The sequence below is a fragment of the Providencia sp. PROV080 genome (assembly GCF_033688105.1).
Classification (GTDB): domain Bacteria; phylum Pseudomonadota; class Gammaproteobacteria; order Enterobacterales; family Enterobacteriaceae; genus Providencia; species Providencia zhejiangensis.
In genome coordinates, this window is record NZ_CP096346.1 from 359,120 (window position 1) to 379,076 (window position 19,957).

Annotated in this window: 21 protein-coding genes; 14 read left to right on the forward strand and 7 right to left on the reverse strand. The window is 42.1% G+C overall.

Annotated elements, in window-relative coordinates:
• Positions 1–472: 472 nt before the first annotated feature.
• The 11 genes from agaR to M1F03_RS01600 all read left to right on the forward strand — a co-directional run bounded on the left by agaR (position 473) and on the right by M1F03_RS01600 (position 10,691).
• Positions 473–1,246, forward strand: a complete 774-nt coding sequence (agaR, locus tag M1F03_RS01550) for a transcriptional repressor AgaR (RefSeq protein ID WP_154622084.1) — start codon at positions 473–475, stop codon at positions 1,244–1,246.
• 70 nt (positions 1,247–1,316) lie between these two features.
• Complete coding sequence (locus M1F03_RS01555) at positions 1,317–2,612, forward strand: D-tagatose-bisphosphate aldolase, class II, non-catalytic subunit (RefSeq protein WP_154622083.1); 1,296 nt, start codon at positions 1,317–1,319, stop codon at positions 2,610–2,612.
• Positions 2,609–3,763 (forward strand): SIS domain-containing protein, encoded by a 1,155-nt coding sequence (locus M1F03_RS01560; RefSeq protein ID WP_318840062.1) that lies wholly within the window; start codon positions 2,609–2,611, stop codon positions 3,761–3,763. Before M1F03_RS01555 ends, M1F03_RS01560 begins: the two co-directional genes overlap by 4 nt.
• Before the next feature lie 14 nt (positions 3,764–3,777).
• Positions 3,778–4,260, forward strand: a complete 483-nt coding sequence (gene agaV, locus M1F03_RS01565) for a PTS N-acetylgalactosamine transporter subunit IIB (RefSeq protein ID WP_154622081.1) — start codon at positions 3,778–3,780, stop codon at positions 4,258–4,260.
• 10 nt (positions 4,261–4,270) lie between these two features.
• Positions 4,271–5,053 (forward strand): PTS N-acetylgalactosamine transporter subunit IIC, encoded by a 783-nt coding sequence (gene agaW, locus M1F03_RS01570; protein ID WP_154622080.1) that lies wholly within the window; start codon positions 4,271–4,273, stop codon positions 5,051–5,053.
• Positions 5,043–5,936, forward strand: coding sequence for a PTS system mannose/fructose/sorbose family transporter subunit IID (locus M1F03_RS01575; protein ID WP_154622088.1), 894 nt, complete (start codon positions 5,043–5,045; stop codon positions 5,934–5,936). The genes agaW and M1F03_RS01575 overlap by 11 nt, the downstream gene beginning before the upstream one ends.
• Positions 5,937–5,947: 11 nt before the next feature.
• A complete protein-coding gene (agaF, locus tag M1F03_RS01580; protein ID WP_163860551.1) occupies positions 5,948–6,382 on the forward strand; it encodes a PTS galactosamine/N-acetylgalactosamine transporter subunit IIA in 435 nt (144 codons plus the stop codon).
• A 9-nt stretch (positions 6,383–6,391) separates the two neighbouring features.
• Complete coding sequence (locus M1F03_RS01585; RefSeq protein WP_154622078.1) at positions 6,392–7,246, forward strand: tagatose bisphosphate family class II aldolase; 855 nt, start codon at positions 6,392–6,394, stop codon at positions 7,244–7,246.
• Positions 7,247–7,290: 44 nt separating this feature from the next.
• On the forward strand, positions 7,291–8,439 hold the full coding sequence (gene nagA, locus M1F03_RS01590) for an N-acetylglucosamine-6-phosphate deacetylase (RefSeq protein ID WP_163860552.1): 1,149 nt from the start codon (positions 7,291–7,293) through the stop codon (positions 8,437–8,439).
• Positions 8,440–8,764: 325 nt separating this feature from the next.
• The gene (locus M1F03_RS01595) at positions 8,765–9,340 is read left to right on the forward strand and encodes an aminodeoxychorismate synthase component II (protein WP_154622466.1); all 576 of its coding nucleotides are present in this window, start codon (positions 8,765–8,767) and stop codon (positions 9,338–9,340) included.
• Positions 9,341–9,470: 130 nt separating this feature from the next.
• On the forward strand, positions 9,471–10,691 hold the full coding sequence (locus tag M1F03_RS01600; RefSeq protein ID WP_154622467.1) for an aspartate aminotransferase family protein: 1,221 nt from the start codon (positions 9,471–9,473) through the stop codon (positions 10,689–10,691).
• A 66-nt stretch (positions 10,692–10,757) separates the two neighbouring features.
• Here M1F03_RS01600 and M1F03_RS01605 read toward each other — a convergent pair whose 3' ends face one another.
• Entirely contained in the window at positions 10,758–11,852 is a 1,095-nt protein-coding gene (locus M1F03_RS01605) for a hypothetical protein (RefSeq protein WP_251464919.1), read from the reverse strand.
• A 182-nt stretch (positions 11,853–12,034) separates the two neighbouring features.
• Entirely contained in the window at positions 12,035–12,667 is a 633-nt protein-coding gene (gene crp / locus M1F03_RS01610) for a cAMP-activated global transcriptional regulator CRP (protein WP_004923862.1), read from the reverse strand.
• A gap of 306 nt (positions 12,668–12,973) precedes the next feature.
• On the opposite strand from crp, the gene M1F03_RS01615 reads away from it, so the two are divergent.
• The gene (locus tag M1F03_RS01615; RefSeq protein WP_318840063.1) at positions 12,974–13,378 is read left to right on the forward strand and encodes an OsmC family protein; all 405 of its coding nucleotides are present in this window, start codon (positions 12,974–12,976) and stop codon (positions 13,376–13,378) included.
• Positions 13,379–13,449: 71 nt separating this feature from the next.
• Here M1F03_RS01615 and M1F03_RS01620 read toward each other — a convergent pair whose 3' ends face one another.
• From M1F03_RS01620 to M1F03_RS01630, 3 genes are read right to left on the reverse strand one after another with little or no spacing between them, the layout of a single operon-like run.
• Positions 13,450–14,316, reverse strand: coding sequence for a phosphoribulokinase (locus M1F03_RS01620; protein ID WP_154635710.1), 867 nt, complete (start codon positions 14,314–14,316; stop codon positions 13,450–13,452).
• Between the two features lie 59 nt (positions 14,317–14,375).
• Positions 14,376–14,594 (reverse strand): YheU family protein, encoded by a 219-nt coding sequence (locus M1F03_RS01625; protein ID WP_154623249.1) that lies wholly within the window; start codon positions 14,592–14,594, stop codon positions 14,376–14,378.
• A gap of 5 nt (positions 14,595–14,599) precedes the next feature.
• Entirely contained in the window at positions 14,600–15,574 is a 975-nt protein-coding gene (locus M1F03_RS01630) for a hydrolase (RefSeq protein WP_163860553.1), read from the reverse strand.
• A 95-nt stretch (positions 15,575–15,669) separates the two neighbouring features.
• On the opposite strand from M1F03_RS01630, the gene M1F03_RS01635 reads away from it, so the two are divergent.
• Positions 15,670–16,275 (forward strand): LysE family translocator, encoded by a 606-nt coding sequence (locus tag M1F03_RS01635; protein WP_318840064.1) that lies wholly within the window; start codon positions 15,670–15,672, stop codon positions 16,273–16,275.
• Between the two features lie 69 nt (positions 16,276–16,344).
• Here the strand turns inward: M1F03_RS01635 and murP are convergent, their stop codons facing one another.
• On the reverse strand, positions 16,345–17,817 hold the full coding sequence (gene murP / locus M1F03_RS01640) for a PTS N-acetylmuramic acid transporter subunit IIBC (RefSeq protein ID WP_163860554.1): 1,473 nt from the start codon (positions 17,815–17,817) through the stop codon (positions 16,345–16,347).
• A gap of 27 nt (positions 17,818–17,844) precedes the next feature.
• The gene (murQ, locus tag M1F03_RS01645; protein ID WP_154623253.1) at positions 17,845–18,756 is read right to left on the reverse strand and encodes an N-acetylmuramic acid 6-phosphate etherase; all 912 of its coding nucleotides are present in this window, start codon (positions 18,754–18,756) and stop codon (positions 17,845–17,847) included.
• A 236-nt stretch (positions 18,757–18,992) separates the two neighbouring features.
• On the opposite strand from murQ, the gene M1F03_RS01650 reads away from it, so the two are divergent.
• Entirely contained in the window at positions 18,993–19,853 is an 861-nt protein-coding gene (locus tag M1F03_RS01650) for a MurR/RpiR family transcriptional regulator (protein WP_154623254.1), read from the forward strand.
• Positions 19,854–19,957 lie beyond the last annotated feature (104 nt).

The window sequence follows — 19,957 nt, forward strand, 5'->3', positions numbered from 1 at the left end:
TATTCTTTCCAATATATCAAATGAGATTACGATGCGTGACATTGATTGAGTGGTGTATTCACAGAGACATTGCCAATCCATGAGGATTGATCGTTTTTCTCCCTTTCCCTTCGCTATGCTTTTCTGCTTATCAGCCCGCCAGCTATTGCAACTAATTTCAATTTTGTGACCTTAATCACTGCGTGATTTGAAAACGGTTTGTTTGACGTTCTTTCGGGGCGTTTCGTTGTTAATACATTCACTAACCTAAATATTGGCCTCTATTAGGCATTTTCGTTGAAAAGTAAATTAATCAATTGAAAGGTCAATCTTTCGATTTGAATGGAAACGAAAGGTTTTTAGTGGTTTTTTGTTCTAAAAATGAACTTTAACAAGGATCACATTTTCGATTAGCTCACTCTGCTGTAATTCATCTATGTTGTTAGCATGGTCAATCGTGATAACAAGGTACTGTTTTTTAGGAGTGATATGCATGAGTACAGATACCGTAAAAAGGCGTGAATGCATCATGGATATGTTGTGCCAAGAAGGGAGTGTACGTGTCGATGCGTTAAGCAAACAATTTAATGTTTCTAGCGTCACTATTCGTAATGATTTACGTTATCTGGAAAAAAAAGGGTGTGCCTTGCGCTCTTATGGTGGAGCAATGGTCAATCATAAATTTGCTTTCGATAGACCGTTACAGGTCAAGGGGCGCATGGACCGTGAAATTAAAACTCGTATCGCTAAAAAAGCGGCGGAGTTTGTTCATGATGGGGATTCTCTCATCATTGATTCAGGTTCAACCACAGCCGAAATTGTTCCTTTTCTAAAACAGCACCGTGATTTAGTCGTGATGACTAATGCTCTCAATATCGCATACGAACTGGCCGGTTTCGACAGCGTAGATGTTATGGTTCTTGGCGGACACGTGCGCAAAAATTCTTATTCTCTTTATGGGCCAGCTGCTGAACAGCAGTTATCGCAATATCGTTTTGATACTTTGTTTCTTGGCGTGGATGGCTTTGATCTTGAAGCAGGGATCACGACGCCGAATAGCGGAGAAGCACATCTAAACCGTGTGATGTGTGATGTTGCTCATCAAATTATTGCCGTGGCAGATGGGACTAAATTTGGACGTAAGAGTTTTTGTTTAATACGCGAAGCTAGACTGATCCATCGTCTTATTACTGATAGCCGCATTCCACTTCATTATCGCCAAGCTTTGACGGCATTTGGTGTAGAAGTCATTGTTGTTGATGAATAAGGCATATCTATTTTAATTCTTAATTAAAAACGCAACGTTTTTAATCATATCTGAGTTATTTGGAGAAATTATGCAGCCGCTATTACAGCTGATCCATCGCCATAAATCGGGCGAGGACGTTGGGGTTTACTCTGTCTGTTCCGCACATCCATGGGTATTAGAAAGTGCGATTCGTTTTGCTAAACAGCGAAATACTTCCGTATTAATTGAAGCAACGTCTAATCAAGTTAACCAGTTTGGTGGCTATACTGGCATGTTGCCTAGCGATTTTCGTGAAATGGTTTGGCACATTGCGGATCAATTAGCATTCCCGCGTGAGAGAGTATGGTTAGGTGGCGATCATTTAGGTCCAAATGCATGGCAAAATCGGTGTGCTGATGAGGCGATGCAACTTTCAGAAACGCTAATTTATGATTATGTTGCGGCAGGTTTTCGTAAAATTCACCTTGATTGCTCAATGTCTTGTGCGGATGATCCCATCCCTTTGAGTGATGAAGTGGTCGCTTCTCGTGCGGCAAGACTATGCCAAGTGGCGGAACGTAGCTGGCAAGATCATGGTGGTGAAGCGCCTGTTTATGTTATTGGTACAGAGGTTCCTGTTCCGGGCGGTGCTAAAGAATCGATGGATGGCTTACAGGTGACATCGCCTGAAGCGGCTAAAGCGACATTGTCTATCCATGAAAATAAGTGGCAAGAGCATGGGTTAGCTCATGTGTGGCCGCGAGTGATTGCATTGGTTGTACAACCTGGCGTCGAATTTGACCATCACAATGTTGAACATTATCACCCCGAAAAAGCGAAGGCACTTAGCCAATTTATCGAATCAGTTCCTCATATCGTTTATGAAGCCCACTCTACCGATTACCAAGCATTAAAGGCTTATCGTCAGTTAGTGCGTGATCACTTTGCAATCTTAAAAGTCGGACCGGCATTAACGTTTGCTCTGCGTGAAGGATTATTTGCACTCGATAAATTAGATCGTGAATGGAATGGTGAACGTGATGCCGCTCATTTACACGCCACTCTCGAACAAATTATGAATGAGCAGCCAGAGCGTTGGCGCCCTTATTACAAAGGTAGTGCTCACCAGCAGTACATCGACAGACAATATAGCCTAAGTGACCGTATTCGTTATTACTGGGCAGAACCTGAAGTGGAAACCGCGGTCGCTAAATTATTAGACAATTTAAGGCGCAATCCCGTTCCTATTTCAATGTTAAGCCAATACCTACCTGAACAGGCAGAAGCCGTTAAAGTCGGCGATTTAGAGAATGACCCAAAAGCTTGGGTTATGGATAAAGTTCGAGGGGTGCTCCTTCAATATGCACAGGCGTGTGAGTCTCAATCACAAGGAGTGATGGCATGAAAACCATATTGTCATATTCACCATCTTGGTTAGAACAGCATGGCGCTCTGTTTACCGCGCAAGAAATTACACACCAGCCTCGACTGTGGCGTGAACTGTATCGAGAGTTGGCAGCAAAATCAGCACAATGGCAGCCTTTTTTGGCCAAATTATTCGCCAAGCCAGACTTACAAATTGTGTTATGCGGTGCAGGATCATCGGCTTTTGCAGGGAAAGCAATGGCACCTTGGCTACGCGAATACTGTGGGTTAGACGTACATGCATATGCCTCTACCGATATCGTCCCAACCCCTTGGCACTACCTTGATAAACATAAACCGACATTATTAGTTTCTTATGCGCGTTCGGGTAATAGCCCTGAAAGTGTGGGGGTCATCGAACTGGCCGATCAGCTACTCGACGATGTCTATCACTTGATGTTGACCTGTAATCCCGACGGCGCGCTAGCACGTTATGCGGAAGGGAAAAAGCATGTTTGTTCTTTAATCATGCCGGATGGCTCTCATGACAGCAGTTTTGCCATGACCTCAAGCTTTAGCTGTATGACATTAGCAACCTTATTACTCTTTGGTGTTCAAGACTTCACACAATCACTTAACCATGTTGAAGAGATTGCCACATTGGCAGAAACAGGCCTTTCACAATGGTTACCGATGATTCAAAGCATAACAGAGGATAGTTTTAGTCGCTTGGTTGTGCTTGGCTCAAGTTGCTTTACGGGCATAGCCGAAGAAGGGGCGTTGAAAATGTTAGAGCTAACGTCAGGGAAAGTGGCAACACGCTTTGACTCAACATTGGGGGTACGCCATGGTCATAAATTTATGATTGATAAAGAAACATTGGTAATAGTGATGTTATCGGCTGAAGAGTATTGCCGCCGCTATGATATAGATTTGCTAAATGAGCTGAAACATGACCAACGAGCAAAGAATATTGTGGCACTGAGCAGTCAGCCTTTAGTACAGGCCGTCGAGCTTGATAGCCAACTGAATGATATTTGGTTGATATTTCCTTACCTTGTCTTTTTGCAACTTTTGGCATTTGAAGCCTCTCTTCATCATGGTTTATCACCGGATAACCCTTGCCCGACTGGTGAAGTGAATCGTGTTGTTAAAGGTGTTCAGCTATACCCATACAAATCAACAAAATAATAATAGGAGTGAGTATGTCTACCCCAAATATATTGATGACTCGTATCGATAATCGTTTGATTCATGGCCAAGTTGGTGTGACATGGACGAATTCGCTTGGCGCCAATTTGGTGGTTGTTGCAAATGATGAAGCCGCAGTCGATCCTGTCGCCCAATCTTTAATGGACATGGTGGTTTCTGATGGTGTGCAAACCCGTTATTTTACCCTGCAAAAAACCATAGATGTGATCCATAAGGCCGCGGATCGTCAAAAGATTTTCATCGTTTGTAAAACTCCTCAAGATGTACTCACCCTAGTTCAGGGCGGTGTTCCTATCAAATTTGTCAATGTTGGCAATATGCATTTCATTGAAGGTAAAAAACAAATTCATAAAACGGTCTCTGTGGATGATAGCGATATTCATGCCTTTCGCGAATTAGAAAAATTAGGGATCACTTGTGAAATTCGTCGTGTACCGGATGAGGCGGGTGAAGCCGTCTCTAAGCTAATTAGCTAAGGAGGTCAGTATGCTGGCTGACGCACTACTTATCGCTTTAATTGCGGGGATTGCTGGGGTCGATTTATTTAATGGCTTGACGCACTTTCATCGACCCGTGGTGATTGGCCCCATTGTTGGATTGATTTTAGGCGATGTTCAAACTGGATTATTAGTCGGCGGAACATTGGAATTGGTTTGGATGGGAATGGTGCCACTTGCTGGGGCTCAACCACCTAATGTCGTTATTGGCGGCATTATTGGAACAACATTTGCCATCATGACACAGGCTGATCCTAAAGTTGCTATCGGTATTGCGGTTCCATTTTCTATCGCCGTACAAGGTTGTATCACACTGTTGTTCACACTTTATTCGCCTATGATGCATAAATGCGACGAAATGGTGAAAAAGCTCAATTGGCGCGGTATTGAGATGGTGAACTATTTTGGGATCCTTATTCTATTTTCTTTCTACTTTATTGTTGCTTTCTTACCCATTTACTTTGGTGCTGATGCCGCAAGTGCCATGGTACAAAAAGCGCCGCAATGGCTTTTGGATGGGTTAGCCGTAGCCGGTGGAATGATGCCAGCGATTGGTTTCTCATTACTGATGAAAATCATGATGAAAAAGACCTATGTTGCCTATTTTATTCTTGGTTTTATTTCAGTGACGTTCTTAAACATGCCTATTATCGCGGTCGCGCTGGGGGCATTCGCAATCGCACTGATTGATTTCTTCAACCGTACTCGCAATGACAACAATGATAACGGCAGCTCACCGAAAGTTGCTCAGGAGATGAATGATGGCATTTAATGACAATGATGAAGCTCTGGCAGCAAAAGCGGAGCAGCGAATGGCTCAAGCGATGGCAACGAGTCAGGTAGAGCGTGATGATTACCTTGATAGCGAACCTGCAACAGGACTCACTAACCGTGATATTAACGTTATGGCGCTGCGCTCATTACTACTACAGGCTTCTTTTAACTATGAACGTATGCAAGCGGGTGGCTGGCTTTATACGCTGATCCCAGCACTACGTAAAATTCATAAAAAGCCGGAAGACTTATCGAATTCGATGAAAATGCACATGGAATTTATCAACGTGCACCCGTTTGATGTGACATTTTTATCGGGTTTAGTGCTGGCGATGGAGCGCAGTAAAGAGAAAATCTCGACGATTCGCGCTGTGAAAATAGCGTTAATGGGGCCGTTGGGTGGCATTGGGGATGCGCTGTTCTGGCTGACGTTATTGCCCATTTGTGCCGGTATTGGCGCCTCACTCGCTCTGCAAGGAAGTTTATTTGGTCCCATCATTTTCCTGCTGATGTTTAACATCGTGCATTTTGCGTTACGTTTTGGATTGGCTCATTACGGCTATCGAGCAGGAACAAAAGCGATAGCCATGCTAAAAGCACACACAAAGAATATTTCTCATGCAGCTTCCATTGTTGGGATGACGGTGATCGGTGCCCTCGTGGCTTCTTATGTGCATCTCTCTACACCGTTAGTCATGACGGCCGGTGAAGCTAAAGTGGCGCTACAAACAGACGTATTAGACAAACTGATGCCAAATTTATTGCCTCTCAGTTTTACATTGCTTGTCTACTGGCTAATGAAAAAGGGCTTTTCACCCGTGAAACTCATTGGTGTCACTGTGGTATTTGGCGTGCTTGGTAAATTAGTTGGATTCTTATAAGGGGTTGGCAAATGTTAGGTGTAGTGATTACAGGTCATGGGGGATTTGCGAGTGGCCTATTACAAGCAGTACAACAGGTGATAGGCCCGCAAGAACAATGTGTTGCTATCGATTTTCCTGAAGGTATGTGTACCGACACGCTCCAGCAGGCCTTAAAAAAGGCGAGCCAGCAATGTGACCGAGGGGAGGGGGTTGTTTTTCTCACTGACTTATTAGGGGGATCTCCATTTCGGCAGGCGTCATTGATGGCGCTAGAAAATGAAAATTATCAAGTTATCACCGGAACCAATATGCAAATGGCAGCAGAAATGATGCTAGAGCGCGACGGTATGTCAGTTGCAGAATTTCGAGATATGGCATTGGAATGTGGGCACCGCGGTTTAACCAGTTTGTGGCATGAGCAACAACGTGAAAAAGACGCTGTTGTGAATGATGATGGCATTTAAGGAGAGCATATGTATTTAATTTCTAACCGTGAAATGCTGAAAAAAGCACAATACCGTGGTTATGCGGTACCGGCTTTTAATGTCCATAACCTAGAAACGGTTCAAGTTGTTGTTGAAACGGCAGCAGCGATGTCATCCCCCGTTATTCTTGCCGGCACACCAAGCACTTTTACTTATGCGGGGTTGGAATACATGGTCTCAATTTGTCGTGAAGCGGCACGGGTGAACCGTCTACCTATTGCGTTGCATCTTGATCATCATGAAGAGTATGACGATATTTGCCATAAAGTCAGAGCAGGCATTCGTTCTGTGATGATTGATGGTTCTCACTTTGCTTTTGAGCAAAACATCGAAACGGTCAAGAAAGTGGTGAAGTATTGTCAAAACTATGATGTTAGCGTTGAAGCTGAGCTAGGACGATTAGGTGGGCAAGAAGATGATTTGGTCGTCGACAGTAAAGATAGCTTCTATACTGATCCGATGGCAGCAAAAGAGTATATCACGCGGACAGGCATTGATTCCTTAGCCGTCGCGATAGGGTCAGCGCATGGTTTGTACCATGGCGAACCTCACCTTGATTTTGAGCGCCTAGCAGCGATTAAGCAGCAGGTTGATATTCCTCTGGTATTACATGGGGCTTCAGGGATCCCTGAAAACATGATTAAACGGGCTATTTCGCTTGGTGTGTGTAAAGTCAACGTGGCAACAGATTTAAAAATTGCTTTTGCTGATGCTGTCAAAGCGCATTTTGCCGAGCATCCAGATGCTAACGACCCTCGCAAATATATCACACCGGGTAAAGAGGCCATGCGCAAAGTTGTTGAAAGTAAAATTACGATTTGTGGGAGTGCCGGTATGATGTAAGTGGCGCTCACTTATGCATACAAGAGGCATTGATAGGATGTAAGATGATTAAATCAAATAAGCAGATATATGTTCGTAGGGCATTATTGCCTTCGGGGTGGGCGGATAATGTTTTAGTCATATTGGATGATCATGGGGGTATCCAGCGTGTGATCCCGAATACGCAGTCTGCGGAACAGCCGTCGCCATTCACATTATTACCTGCACTTATTGATACCCATATTCACGGAAGCGCGGGTGCTGATGTGATGGATGCGACCCATGAATCACTCAATAATATCTCTCGTTTCTTAGCATCAAAAGGTGTTGGTGCGTTTTTGGCAACAACAGTCACTGCTCATCATAACGCTATTGAACGAGCATTGGTTCAAGTTAAAAACAGCCAAAAACAAGGTGTGGATGGTGCCGAAATTTTAGGGAGCTATCTTGAAGGGCCATTTTTTACGGCACAACATAAAGGGGCTCATCCACAACATTTATTACATCAACCGGAAAAAGCGTTATTACAGCGATGGATAGCGGTTGCAGAAGGTAGTTTAAAATGTGTGGCGCTAGCCCCTGAGCATCCAACGTCACTTGAGCTAATACCTTGGTTAAAGTCACAGGGAGTGCGTGTCATGATTGGTCATTCAAGTGCAGATTATGCATTAACGCAACAAGGGTTAAATCAAGGTGCGGATGGGGTTGTCCATTGCTACAACGGAATGAATGGTCTACACCACCGTGAGCCGGGTATGGTTGGTGCTGCATTAACTCACGACCAATGTCAGGTGGAATTAATCTGTGATGGTCACCATGTGCATCCAGCTGCAATCAACGTGGTTTACCGTTGTTGTGGGGAACGTTTGTTGTTGATTACAGATGCAATGCGTGCGGCCGGCATGCCAGATGGTGAATACTCTCTCGGTGAAATGACGGTTCAGATGAAAAATGGTGTCGTTCGAACTGAAAGCGGTAGTCTCGCGGGGAGTACCTTGACCTTAGAACGGGGAGTGAGCACGCTACAGCAAGCTTGCAATATATCTTTCGCACAAGCATGGCTACATGGCAGTTTATATCCGGCAAAAGCGTTAGGGATTGCTGACCGTTTGGGTTCCATCGCGCCTGGTAAGCAAGCGAATTTAACACTCTGTGATACCGCAGGAGAAATACAGGCTACTTTTGTGCAGGGTAAGTTGGTTTTTCAGCGATAAACTGATTTAGGGTATGTGATGTCATACCCTAAAGCTGAAATCGTTTAATCGAATGAATGCTTGTAGAGTTAAGAATTATTATTTTATTAATTAAGAATAATTTGTTATCAGTATGTAAATATAATCCCATGATTTTTATATGGAAAATGGTTTAGATAAATTGGATTACTTGATTTAAATAGGCTATTTTCCTGCCTCGGCTGTGTTATGATACCCGCCCCTTATTATTTTTCACTGCTTTTTAGCTCGTATTCTGATTGCTAATGGTAGTAAACTATGCTGGGGATATAATATATAATGATAAAAATCAGTCGGATAGGCTACTATGCTTTTACTTATTGATAATTACGATTCATTTACTTATAACTTATATCAATACTTTTGCGAATTAGGCGCAGAAGTACTCGTTAAACGTAATGATGAAATTTCTATCGAAGAGATAGAATTATTAGCGCCTACACACCTAGTGATCTCACCAGGACCTTGCACGCCTGATGAGGCAGGGATCTCTCTTGAAGCCATTAAATATTTTGCAGGTAAAATTCCAATTTTAGGGATTTGCCTTGGTCATCAAGCGATCGGTCAAGCCTTTGGAGCCACGGTTGTGAAAGCAAGAGAAGTGATGCACGGCAAGACTTCTGCTATTCATCATAATCATCAAGGGGTTTTTAAAGGGTTAAATAGGCCGCTTACGGTAACTCGTTATCATTCCCTCGTCATCGCCGCGGAAACATTGCCAGCATCTTTTGATGTGTCCGCATGGTCACTGAATAACGGTGATGTGGATGAAATTATGGGAATACGTCATAAAACCCTACCAATCGAAGGTGTTCAGTTTCACCCAGAAAGTATTTTGAGTGAGCAAGGTCATGATCTACTGAATAATTTCCTAAAATACTAGACGTTGCTTATTTCAACAAAAAAATAAAATTCACTTCATCACTCGCTTAGCTATTGCTCTTTTGTGATTTTTTATTCATATTTATTGCTTATATTTTCACTTAAGCACTAAGCAAAAGCAGGTGAGGGGTATGAAAGAACAACAAGCAGTAAATCGGCAGACCTATGATGAGGTGATGTTACCTATTTATTCTCCGGCAGAATTCATTCCTGTTCGTGGGGAAGGTAGCCGAGTTTGGGACCAGCAAGGTAAAGAGTATATCGACTTTGCTGGTGGGATTGCGGTGTTAGCACTCGGTCATTGCCATCCTGCTTTAGTTGATGCAGTTCGTGAACAGAGCGAAAAGCTGTGGCATGTGAGTAATATTTTTACCAATGAGCCTGCGCTAAGATTGGCTCAAAAGCTAATTGAAGCCACTTTTGCTGAACGTGTCTTTTTTGCAAACTCTGGTGCTGAAGCCAATGAAGCCGCATTTAAATTAGCGCGTCATTACGCTATCACTAAATACAATCCATATAAAACGAAGATCATCGCTTTTAAGCAAGCCTTTCATGGTCGTACCTTTTTTACCGTATCAGTTGGAGGGCAAGCCAAATATGCGGATGGCTTTGGACCAAAACCCGCTGATATTATTCATGTGCCATTTAATGACCTTGATGCGGTCAAAGCGGTCATTGATGAAAATACATGCGCGGTCGTATTGGAACCTGTACAAGGGGAAGGGGGCGTCACTGCTGCAACGCAAGCGTTTATACAAGGCGTGCGTCAGTTATGTGATGATAATAAGGCTCTATTGGTCTTTGATGAAGTACAAAGTGGTATGGGGCGTACTGGTAAGTTATTCTCTTATATGGATTATGGTGTGGCGCCCGATATTCTGACCACTGCGAAAGCTCTTGGTGGCGGTTTTCCTATTAGTGCGATGCTGACCACCCATGAAATAGCGCAAGAAATGGGGCTTGGTACACACGGTACGACTTATGGTGGAAATCCGTTAGCTTGTGCTGTCGGTAATGCGGCGTTTGATATTATCAATACACCAAAAGTGTTGGATGGTGTCATCAAGCGACATGAGCTATTTGTTTCCCACTTGAATAAGCTCAATGAAAAATATGATATTTTTGCTGAGATCAGAGGGAAAGGGTTATTAATTGGTGCAGAATTGAAAAACCAACTCAATCATCGTTCGAAAGAGATTTTACAGGCGTGTGCCATTGAGGGATTAATGATGCTCAATGCTGGGCCAAATGTATTACGCTTTACTCCATCATTAATTATTTCTGAGGAAGAAATTAATAGTGGTATGAAAAAATTAGAAACAGTGATTGAAAACGTATTAAAAAATAAATAAATGTCTTTTACTCAAAGAGGTATTAACCTCTTTGAGTTTTTAACCATTGATGAGTAGATTAGATCATTATCTTTTTTTGTATAACCTTTCTACTGACGCCTGCTGTTCCTCTAATGTCGCAAATGTTTTTCGAATAATAACAGGAGCATTTTGAGCATTATTTGGAGTAATCGTTTTTTTTATTTTACGAGAACTTTGCGTGCTTATATTTTTTGTGTGATTAATGCGGTTTCCCTTATTTTGTATTTGTTGGGGATCTGCCTTGTTGTGAGTCTCAGAAACGCAAGGGGATAATGCTATTCCAGTCAGACCTCTTTTAACTTGCCCATTTATAATGACGCGTCCAGTGCCTTGAGAATGAGAAGAGATGACATGAGCGGTCTGATGAATTGACTGTTCCTTTTTCGGTGGATTGAGTTCCTTAGTCGTGGTGGCTATTTTGAGGGGAATGCGACTTCCTTTTTGATATGAAATTGGTTTCGGTTGAGTGAAGTGTTTAATAATGGTGTCTTTCTCGGATTGAGTTTGTTCTTTTTTATCCATATACCAAACTAAATCCAGTGCTGAATAGTTTGTACCAATAAGGCTTGCATTGAGTTCTGATTTTTTCAGGTAGAGCATTGAGCGATCTTTTAGAGATTCAGCAGAATAGCGATTAGCCTCTAATTTATCTAACACGTGATGACATTTAGATTTCAACTGCTCAAGTTTTTGTTGAAGATGACATTCAGACGTCGGTTTCTTCACATTTAATGGGGAGGTTGATTGGTTATCACAGATATGACGCTCATTTGTTTTAATCGTATTTTTTGACATGCTTGGTTTTAATGAATAGGAAAAGGGTAACGATAATGAGGGTAAAGAAGGGAGCTGGCTCTTATTGAGAATATTGGCGGTATTGATTGCCGCATCGATTTTAGTTTGCTGTACCTGACATGCGTTATCATCGTATTTTACGGGTGTCGATAAGGTGATTGAGGTTGGCTTAGTGCTATGTATTTCGTTAAGAAAATTATACTTTGCTTCTAGATTATTTCTTTTTATACGACATGATTCAGCGATTGTTTCAGTTGTCAGATTGCCACGTTTGAGCATCTCTGCATGAGCCGCTACTGTTTGGTTGATATATTTTACGGATGGGTGATGTTGACTTGTTTTCATTTTAATAAAACCTTTAAATAATAGTATATTAATTATTCTAGATTTTATTTTTTAGTGGATATGAATAATATAAAATAACGATACTTATGCTATTTGCTGGTTTTGTGGTGATATCGAAGGAAAATGGCTCTATATCAAAGATATAAAGCCATTATGCAATTGAGGTCAGACGAATTATAGGTTTATCGAGTACCGTACACCACGATAGTTTTACCATGCGCGGAGATAAGGTTTTGGTCTTCTAGCATTTTTAAGATGCGACCAACCGTTTCGCGGGAACAACCGACAATTTGGCCAATCTCTTGGCGTGTGATCTTAATTTGCATTCCATCTGGATGCGTCATCGCATCGGGTTGTTTCGCTAAATTAAGTAGCGTTTGAGCAATACGGCCTGTGACATCAAGGAAAGCCAGATTACCGACTTTTTCTGATGTGGTTTGTAGGCGGCTTGCCATTTGCGCGGAAAGGCGCATAAGGATATCAGGGTTAACCTGAATAAGCTGACGAAATTTTTTATAAGAAATTTCAGCGACTTCGCAGGCACTTTTTGCTCTGACCCAAGCTGAACGTTCTTGCCCTTCTTCAAATAACCCTAGTTCACCAATGAAGTCTCCCTGATTTAAATAGGAGAGGATCATTTCTTTGCCTTCTTCATCTTTGATTAAAACAGCCACTGAGCCTTTAACGATATAGTAAAGGGTTTCTGCTTTTTCACCCTGATGGATCAGAGTGCTCTTGGATGGATATTTATGAATATGGCAGTGTGACAAAAACCATTCAAGAGTAGGGTCTGTTTGTGGCTTGCCGAGAACCATTAGCGTTATCCTCTGTATGTTAATACAGCCATTCGGTTAATCGTCACCAGAATAGCTGGTTTTTTAAAGTCACTAGCTTAGCATATTAATTCGCATTATAGAGCAAGTTAATACCAACACTATAATATAATCAATTGAAACCTTGAGTTTTGATCTTAACCCTATCAGGTGGAACTTTGTTTGTAACATATTAAACTCAGAAAGTCTTGTTTTTATCGATTCAGCATCATAAAGCGCCTATTTGATTGAAAGGGTTTATGTAACAATGTAATCTTTTAGATAAACTTTTTCCTAGGGGAATAAAATATGGAAGCAAGAGTTAAATGGGTTGAAGGGCTCTCTTTTTTAGGCGAATCGGCTTCAGGTCATCAAGTTATGATGGACGGTAATTCCGGTGATAAAGCGCCTAGCCCAATGGAAATGGTCTTGATGGCTGCGGGCGGTTGTAGTGCTGTTGATGTTGTTTCTATTTTACAAAAAGGCCGTAATGACGTGAGAGGTTGTGAAGTTAAATTAACGTCACAGCGTAGGGATGAAGCACCTCATTATTTTACCCATATTAATTTGCACTTTATTGTAACGGGAACGGATTTAACGGAAAAAACGGTTGAACGCGCTGTTCAGCTTTCTGCTGAAAAATATTGCTCGGTCTCATTAATGTTAGAAAAAGCCGTCACTGTTACCCACAGTTTTGAAATCAAAAACCAATAATTTATTTATTAATTATATAAATTTTTTAATTTATGATGCTTATTTTAAATAATAATAAGCATCATTTATTATTAATCATGTTTTCTTTTTATGAGTTTTTCGACCAACGGTGTCATGATTAACTCCATCGCTAATCCTAATTTTCCACCTGGTACAACGATAGTGTTCATTGCGGATATAAAAGAACCATTTAACATCGACAATAAATAAGGGAAGTCGATCTGTTCTAGCCCCCTAAAACGAATGACAATGAAACTTTCATCTTGTGAAGGAATCGCTTTAGCGGAAAATGGATTGGATGTATCGACAGTCGGTACACGTTGGAAATTAATATGGGTACGTGAAAATTGAGGGGTAATATAATTAATATAGTCACCCATTGAACGTACGACGGAATCCATGACAGCTTCTCGTGAATGCCCCCGTTCTGTTGTATCGCGGATCAATTTTTGGATCCATTCAAGGTTAACGATTGGAACCACACCCACTAATAAATCGACGTACTGTGCGACATCGTTTTCAGGCGTGACGACACCGCCATGCAAGCCTTCATAGAATAAAACATCACTATTTGCAGGTAAGGGTTCCCACGGTGTGAATGTGCCAGGCTGAAGCCCATAGGGTACAGCTTCATCATAGGTATGAAGGTATTTACGTGATTGACCTCCACCCTGTAAGCTGTAATCTAATAAGGTCTGTTCTAACAATGAAAAATCATTCGCTTCGGGACCAAAATAGCTGATGTGGCGGCCTTGTTCTCTTGCTTTGCGAATCGCCATATCCATTTCTGGACGCGTATAACGGTGGAAACTATCCCCTTCTAATGTTGCCGCTTGGATATTTAACTGATGGAATATTTTACGAAATGCTAAGCTTGTGGAGGTGGTTCCGGCACCACTAGAACCAGTAATTGCAATAATTGGGTGCTTTTTTGACATCATGGACTCCCTGTGCTGCGTTTGCGTCCATGCTTATTAAAATCATGAGCGAAACGGGTTTACGGGCGAAACTGACTTTTTGGCATAAAATTAACAGATTCATGTAATTCTGACCAGACTAGCACAATTTCTCCTGAAACTAACAGCCGTTTTACGTCGTCTACCTTTTGTTGTAACGACTTTTCATGTTCACCATAATCTGTTCCTTCACGTAAGACATAAGCTTCGATCAGGTTTTCTAAAGTGTCAGGGTCTAAATCTTTCCAAGGAATAATCATGACGTTTATTTACTTAAATATGCTGTTAACCATTGAGGAATACGTTTTTCTAACCACATTTCTGGTTTCCTAAAGGAACCGCTAACAAAACCAACATGTCCACCATGTTCAGTCATTTGATATTCGATATTCGCGGGTAAATGTGCTAAATCAGGCACGACATCAGGTGCCATAAAAGGGTCATCTTTGGCATGAATGATTAATGTCGGTTTGGTAATACGGGGTAACCTTGGTAACGCACTGCATTTTTGATAATAATCTGTCGCATTTTCGAAACCATGGATCCTAGCCGTGATCACATCATCGAACTCACGAATACGTTTTAGTTGCTTCAATTGCGCTAAATTTAGGGGTAATGAACCTGGGTAACGCACCAGTTTGCGTGTGGCATTTCGTTTCAATCCATTCAGTAAATAACGTTGATAGAATTGGGAAAACCCCTTTTCCATGCGAATCGAACAAGGTTCTAGCATCAAAGGAGCAGATACGACAACCCCTGCATCAAGGTCTGCCTCATCACCACTTTCCGCTAAATAGCAAGCAAGCATATTACCACCAAGAGAATAGCCAACAGCAGCGGTTGGAACATTTCCCCAAGTCTGTTTTAGCCAATGCAAAAAATACCGCGCATCACTGGTTTCACCTGAGTGATAAATCCGCTTTTGACGATTCGGTTCACCACTACAACCTCGGAAATGCATGATCACCCCTAACCAACCGTGATTCTGGGCGCTTTCTAACATGCCATGAGCATAAGGGCTTTTAAAACTACCTTCTAAGCCATGAAATATCACTAAACGCGGTTTATCGCGTGCCAGCTCAGGGGCTTCACTCCAAGCAAGGTCGATAAAGTCACCGTCAGGTAACTCAAGTCGTTGCCAAATAGGCTTAATTTTCGGTGTACGTCGAAAGATCCTTGGCAATAATGTTTGAAGGTGTGGATTCTTAGCCCAGTTGATTGGTCGAAAGTTTTCTGACATAGCCTTATTTAATTTAGTAATACCCTTGTGGGGCACATAACATACTGTTATTTTTTTGTGATGCAAGTGCACTTAATCGTTAGGATTGATTATAAATGAGTCTAGGACTAGTTTTTTCACTTTTTACGTTTCTATTTATTGCAGCAATAACACCCGGTCCTAACAACATGTTGTTAACATCAAGCACTGCCAATTATGGTTTCCGTCGCAGTGTTCCCTTATTATTGGGGATCATGTTGGGTATGCAGTCTATACTTTACCTTTCCGCGTTTGGTGTTGCAGCGCTTTTATTGCTTTATCCCGCATTACATATCGGCATGAAAATCGTTGGTAGTATATATTTATTGTGGTTGGCATGGAAAACCGCAACCGCCAGCTATTCACCATTGAAAACAGAGAGTACCGTCGCCAAAAACATCAAATGGTATCAAGGTGGGTTGTTACAATTTTTAAATCCAAAAGCTTGGATGATGGGGCTCGGTGCTGTCGGTAGTTATAGTCTCCCCGGAGAACTGTTTACTCAATCGATTATTATAATGAGTATTGTCGTGGTCATGGTTAATTTAGTGGCAGGGGTAATTTGGATGGCTGGCGGAGTCTTCATTGGCCATTTTTTAAGAAGCCGTCGTGCGTGGTTTATTTTTAATATAGTGATGGGACTATTAACGGCAGCTTGCGTCCTCTTGATTTGGCTTGAATAAAAATGTGCGGTAAACGGCAAAAAACCCTTATGAAGGGGGGAGCCTAATCATTGTGGCTCCCCCTATCATTTAATCCAAATCGATATTTTTGCTACCAAAGAAGTAAGTGAAAATAAATCCGCACACATAAGCGACGGCAATGCCACCGACATAAACCGACATACCTGCAAACACACCTTGGGCAGAGGTCATGAGCGGAATGGCAACTAAACCTGATGGGCCAAACACCGTGTTCAGTCCGACAGGTAAGCCCATCCAAGCAATTAAACCAATAAAGAAACCACCCGCAGCCCCCCCTAAACAGGCCGTCACGAAAGGCTTCACGCGTGGTAAGGTGACGCCATAGATCAGGGGTTCTCCAATACCAAGGAAGCCCGGAATGATGGCACCGCGAATTTGATTACGCAAAACCGAATCTTTTTTCGCTTTTGCATAGAGTGCGAGAGCGGCACCCACTTGCCCAGCACCGGCCATGGCCAAAATTGGGAATAATGAGTTGAAGCCTTGCGCATCCACTAAGGCAAAATAGACGGGAACAAATCCTTGGTGTACCCCAAACATCACGGCGATCAAGAATAAACCTGCTAATACGGCGGTTCCAAATGGATTACCATTGAGGTGCATAAATAGCCATGACATACCACTGAATAACCAGCTACCTAATGGCATGATGACCACATAAGCCGCCGCACCAACAATCAGTAAGGTAATGGTGGAAGTTAAAATCATATCAAGGTTAGCAGGAATAATTTTACGTACCTGTTTTTCAACCCATGCACCAAAAATACAGGCGATTAACACACCGATAATGCTGCCTCTAGGGTCTATATCCCAACCAAAAAAGTTGGTCATTCCTGAAAACACCCCAGTGGTTGCATTGGGGTCATAACCCAATACAAAGAGTGCGGCAATAATCGCGCCATTGACTCCACTACCACCGAAGGCTTTTTGGGCATTATAGCCAATTAAAATACTTAAAAAGCTAAATAACCCTTTGCTGAACACCGACATATAAAGAATTAAGTGTACGCCAAATGTCTGTTGCTCTGGGGTTTTAGGTAACCCTTCCGGATAGAAGGTTTGAGTCGCTAATGTTGCGAAACCGAGTAGTAGACCGGCAGCAATAAACCCAGGAATAAGGGGAGTAAAAATGGTGGCAAACTTAGATAAAAAACGATGCACTGCACTTGTTTGTTTCTGCTTCATCTGTTGCTTATTCGATGAGGCAAGTGCACTTAGGTTCGTTGCTAATGAAGGATCTGTTTTTTCGTCAACGACCTGTTCACCACTTTCGAGTATTTGATTCATTAGGTCAGCAGCAGTTTGAGCTTTACCTGGCCCTAGAACAATTTGTAATTGCTCATCACTTTCGATGACGCCAAGGACGCCAGCGATTTGTTTAATTGCTGTTTTATCGACAAGTTGGTCATTGTTGAGTGTTAAACGCAAGCGAGTCATACAGTTTCCCGCTTGCTTAATATTTGCACTGCCGCCGACCTTTTGCAGGATCTCCTGCATCATTTCTTTTGTGATTTTAGCCATGCCATTTACCCTATCAGTTTCCGTTTATTAAACGGACTTTGCGACGTTGAGCGCCGTACGAATAAACCCATTATTGTCTGATAGCAATTGACGTGCTTCATGTGCATTTAGCCCAGATAAGATCATCAAAATTGCTGTTTTGCAGTGTCTTTGACATTGTTGTAACGCGGATTCTGCAGTTTCCCTGTCACATTCAGTCGCTTCCATGACGATTCTGACTTGTCTCTCAACTAACTTGGCATTGGTTGCTTCAACATCGACCATTAAATTGCCGAAGACTTTACCAATACGGATCATTGCCCCCGTCGTGATCATGTTGAGCACTAATTTCTGTGCTGTTCCTGCCTTCATGCGTGAAGAACCTGTCACGACTTCTGGTCCGACAATAGGTGTAATAGCGATATCGGCTGCATTGGCGACCGGACTATTTGGGTTACAGCTAATGGAAGCTGTCACAGCGCCGACTGTGCGTGCGTAGGCCAGCGCACCGAGTACATAAGGTGTACGGCCACTAGCGGCAATACCGACAAGTACATCTTTGTGATTAAATTGGATGTTAATCAGATCTTGCTCTCCCAGCTCTGGTTTATCTTCCGCATTTTCAACAGCACGGAAAATGGCTTGGTGACCGCCAGCGATTAAACCAATCACTTGTTCATGGGGAGTGCCATAGGTAGGAGGGCATTCACTCGCATCCAAAATACCGAGGCGACCTGATGTGCCTGCACCTGAATAAATCAATCTACCGCCATTGAGAAATGCTTGGGCGACTTTGTCGACAAGTTGTGCTATTTGTGGCAGTACTTTTTCGACAGCAAAGGGTACTTGCTTATCTTCATTATTGATGACTTGCAACATATCAAGAGTAGACAACTGATCGATATGGGTGCTCGCTGCGTTACGACTTTCCGTTACCATTTTGCTTAAGTCAATGGTCATAATAAATTACTCCTACTTCGGTTAATGGAAGGATATTAAGGAATTATTTATTCCAGTGATGTGATAATGATCACGGTGCTCTCTATTCTGAATTGTCAATATGAAAGAATATTTCTGTATGATTTAGATAGAGATGATTAGTTACTTATTGAATTTAAGGGATTAATACTAAGTAATGCTATTTTTCTACGAGGAATAATTTATTTTTAATCATAGGCTATGAATAAGGAATAAGGATGACTTTACTGGATACCATCACGTGTTTGCTACCAAGGCTTGCTGAAAATCAACGTAAGATCGCTCAGTACATCCTCGAAAAACCCGAGCGCGTACTTAGCTTATCTTCTCAGCAACTGGCGGAAACGTTGAATGTGAGTCAATCTGCTATTGTTAAATTTAGCCAAAAGGTCGGCGTGAAGGGATATCCGGCACTCAAATTAGCACTCAGTGAAATTATTGGTCGTCAACAACTTGATGAAGCGAACCCCCATGTGGCGTTGCATAATCGTATCACTCAGAGCGATAACCTAATGGTTGTCGCACAAAAGTTGGCTCTGGAAAAAAACTATTCCATCACCGAAACAACGCGTCATCTCGATTTTAAAATGTTTGAAAAAATTGTGGATAGCATTGATAAATCACAACGTGTACAGATTGTGGGGATTGGGGGATCAGGCTTAACGGCCAAAGACTTAAGTTACAAATTACAAAAGATTGGTATCACCACCTTGGTAGAATCGGATCACCATGTGCAAATTGCAGCCGCACTGACCTTGACCCCGCAGGATACTCAAATCGTGATTTCGTTTACAGGTAAGCGTAAAGATATGCTGACTGCTGCCAGCATTGCCCGTAAACAAGGCGCTAATGTGGTGGCAATTACGCGTAGTAGGCTTTCTCCTTTAGCACAATTGTCAGATTATGTACTGGAAAGTATTGCGGAAGAAAACGAATGGCGTAGCTCATCAATTTCATCGAGAACGGCTCAAAATACGCTGACAGACCTGCTGTTTATGGCTTTGCTCCAAAAACGTGAAGCACGAGCGAAAATGTTGGTAATGAATGCGCGAGTTATGATCAATAAATTAGACGAGTAAAGGCAAAATTGTTTTTTATCAATAAGTCACTTGCTTGTTCTTTGCAAAATGCCCTTATTTGAGTTAAGACTAATATAATGAATAAATAATATGGCGTAATATAA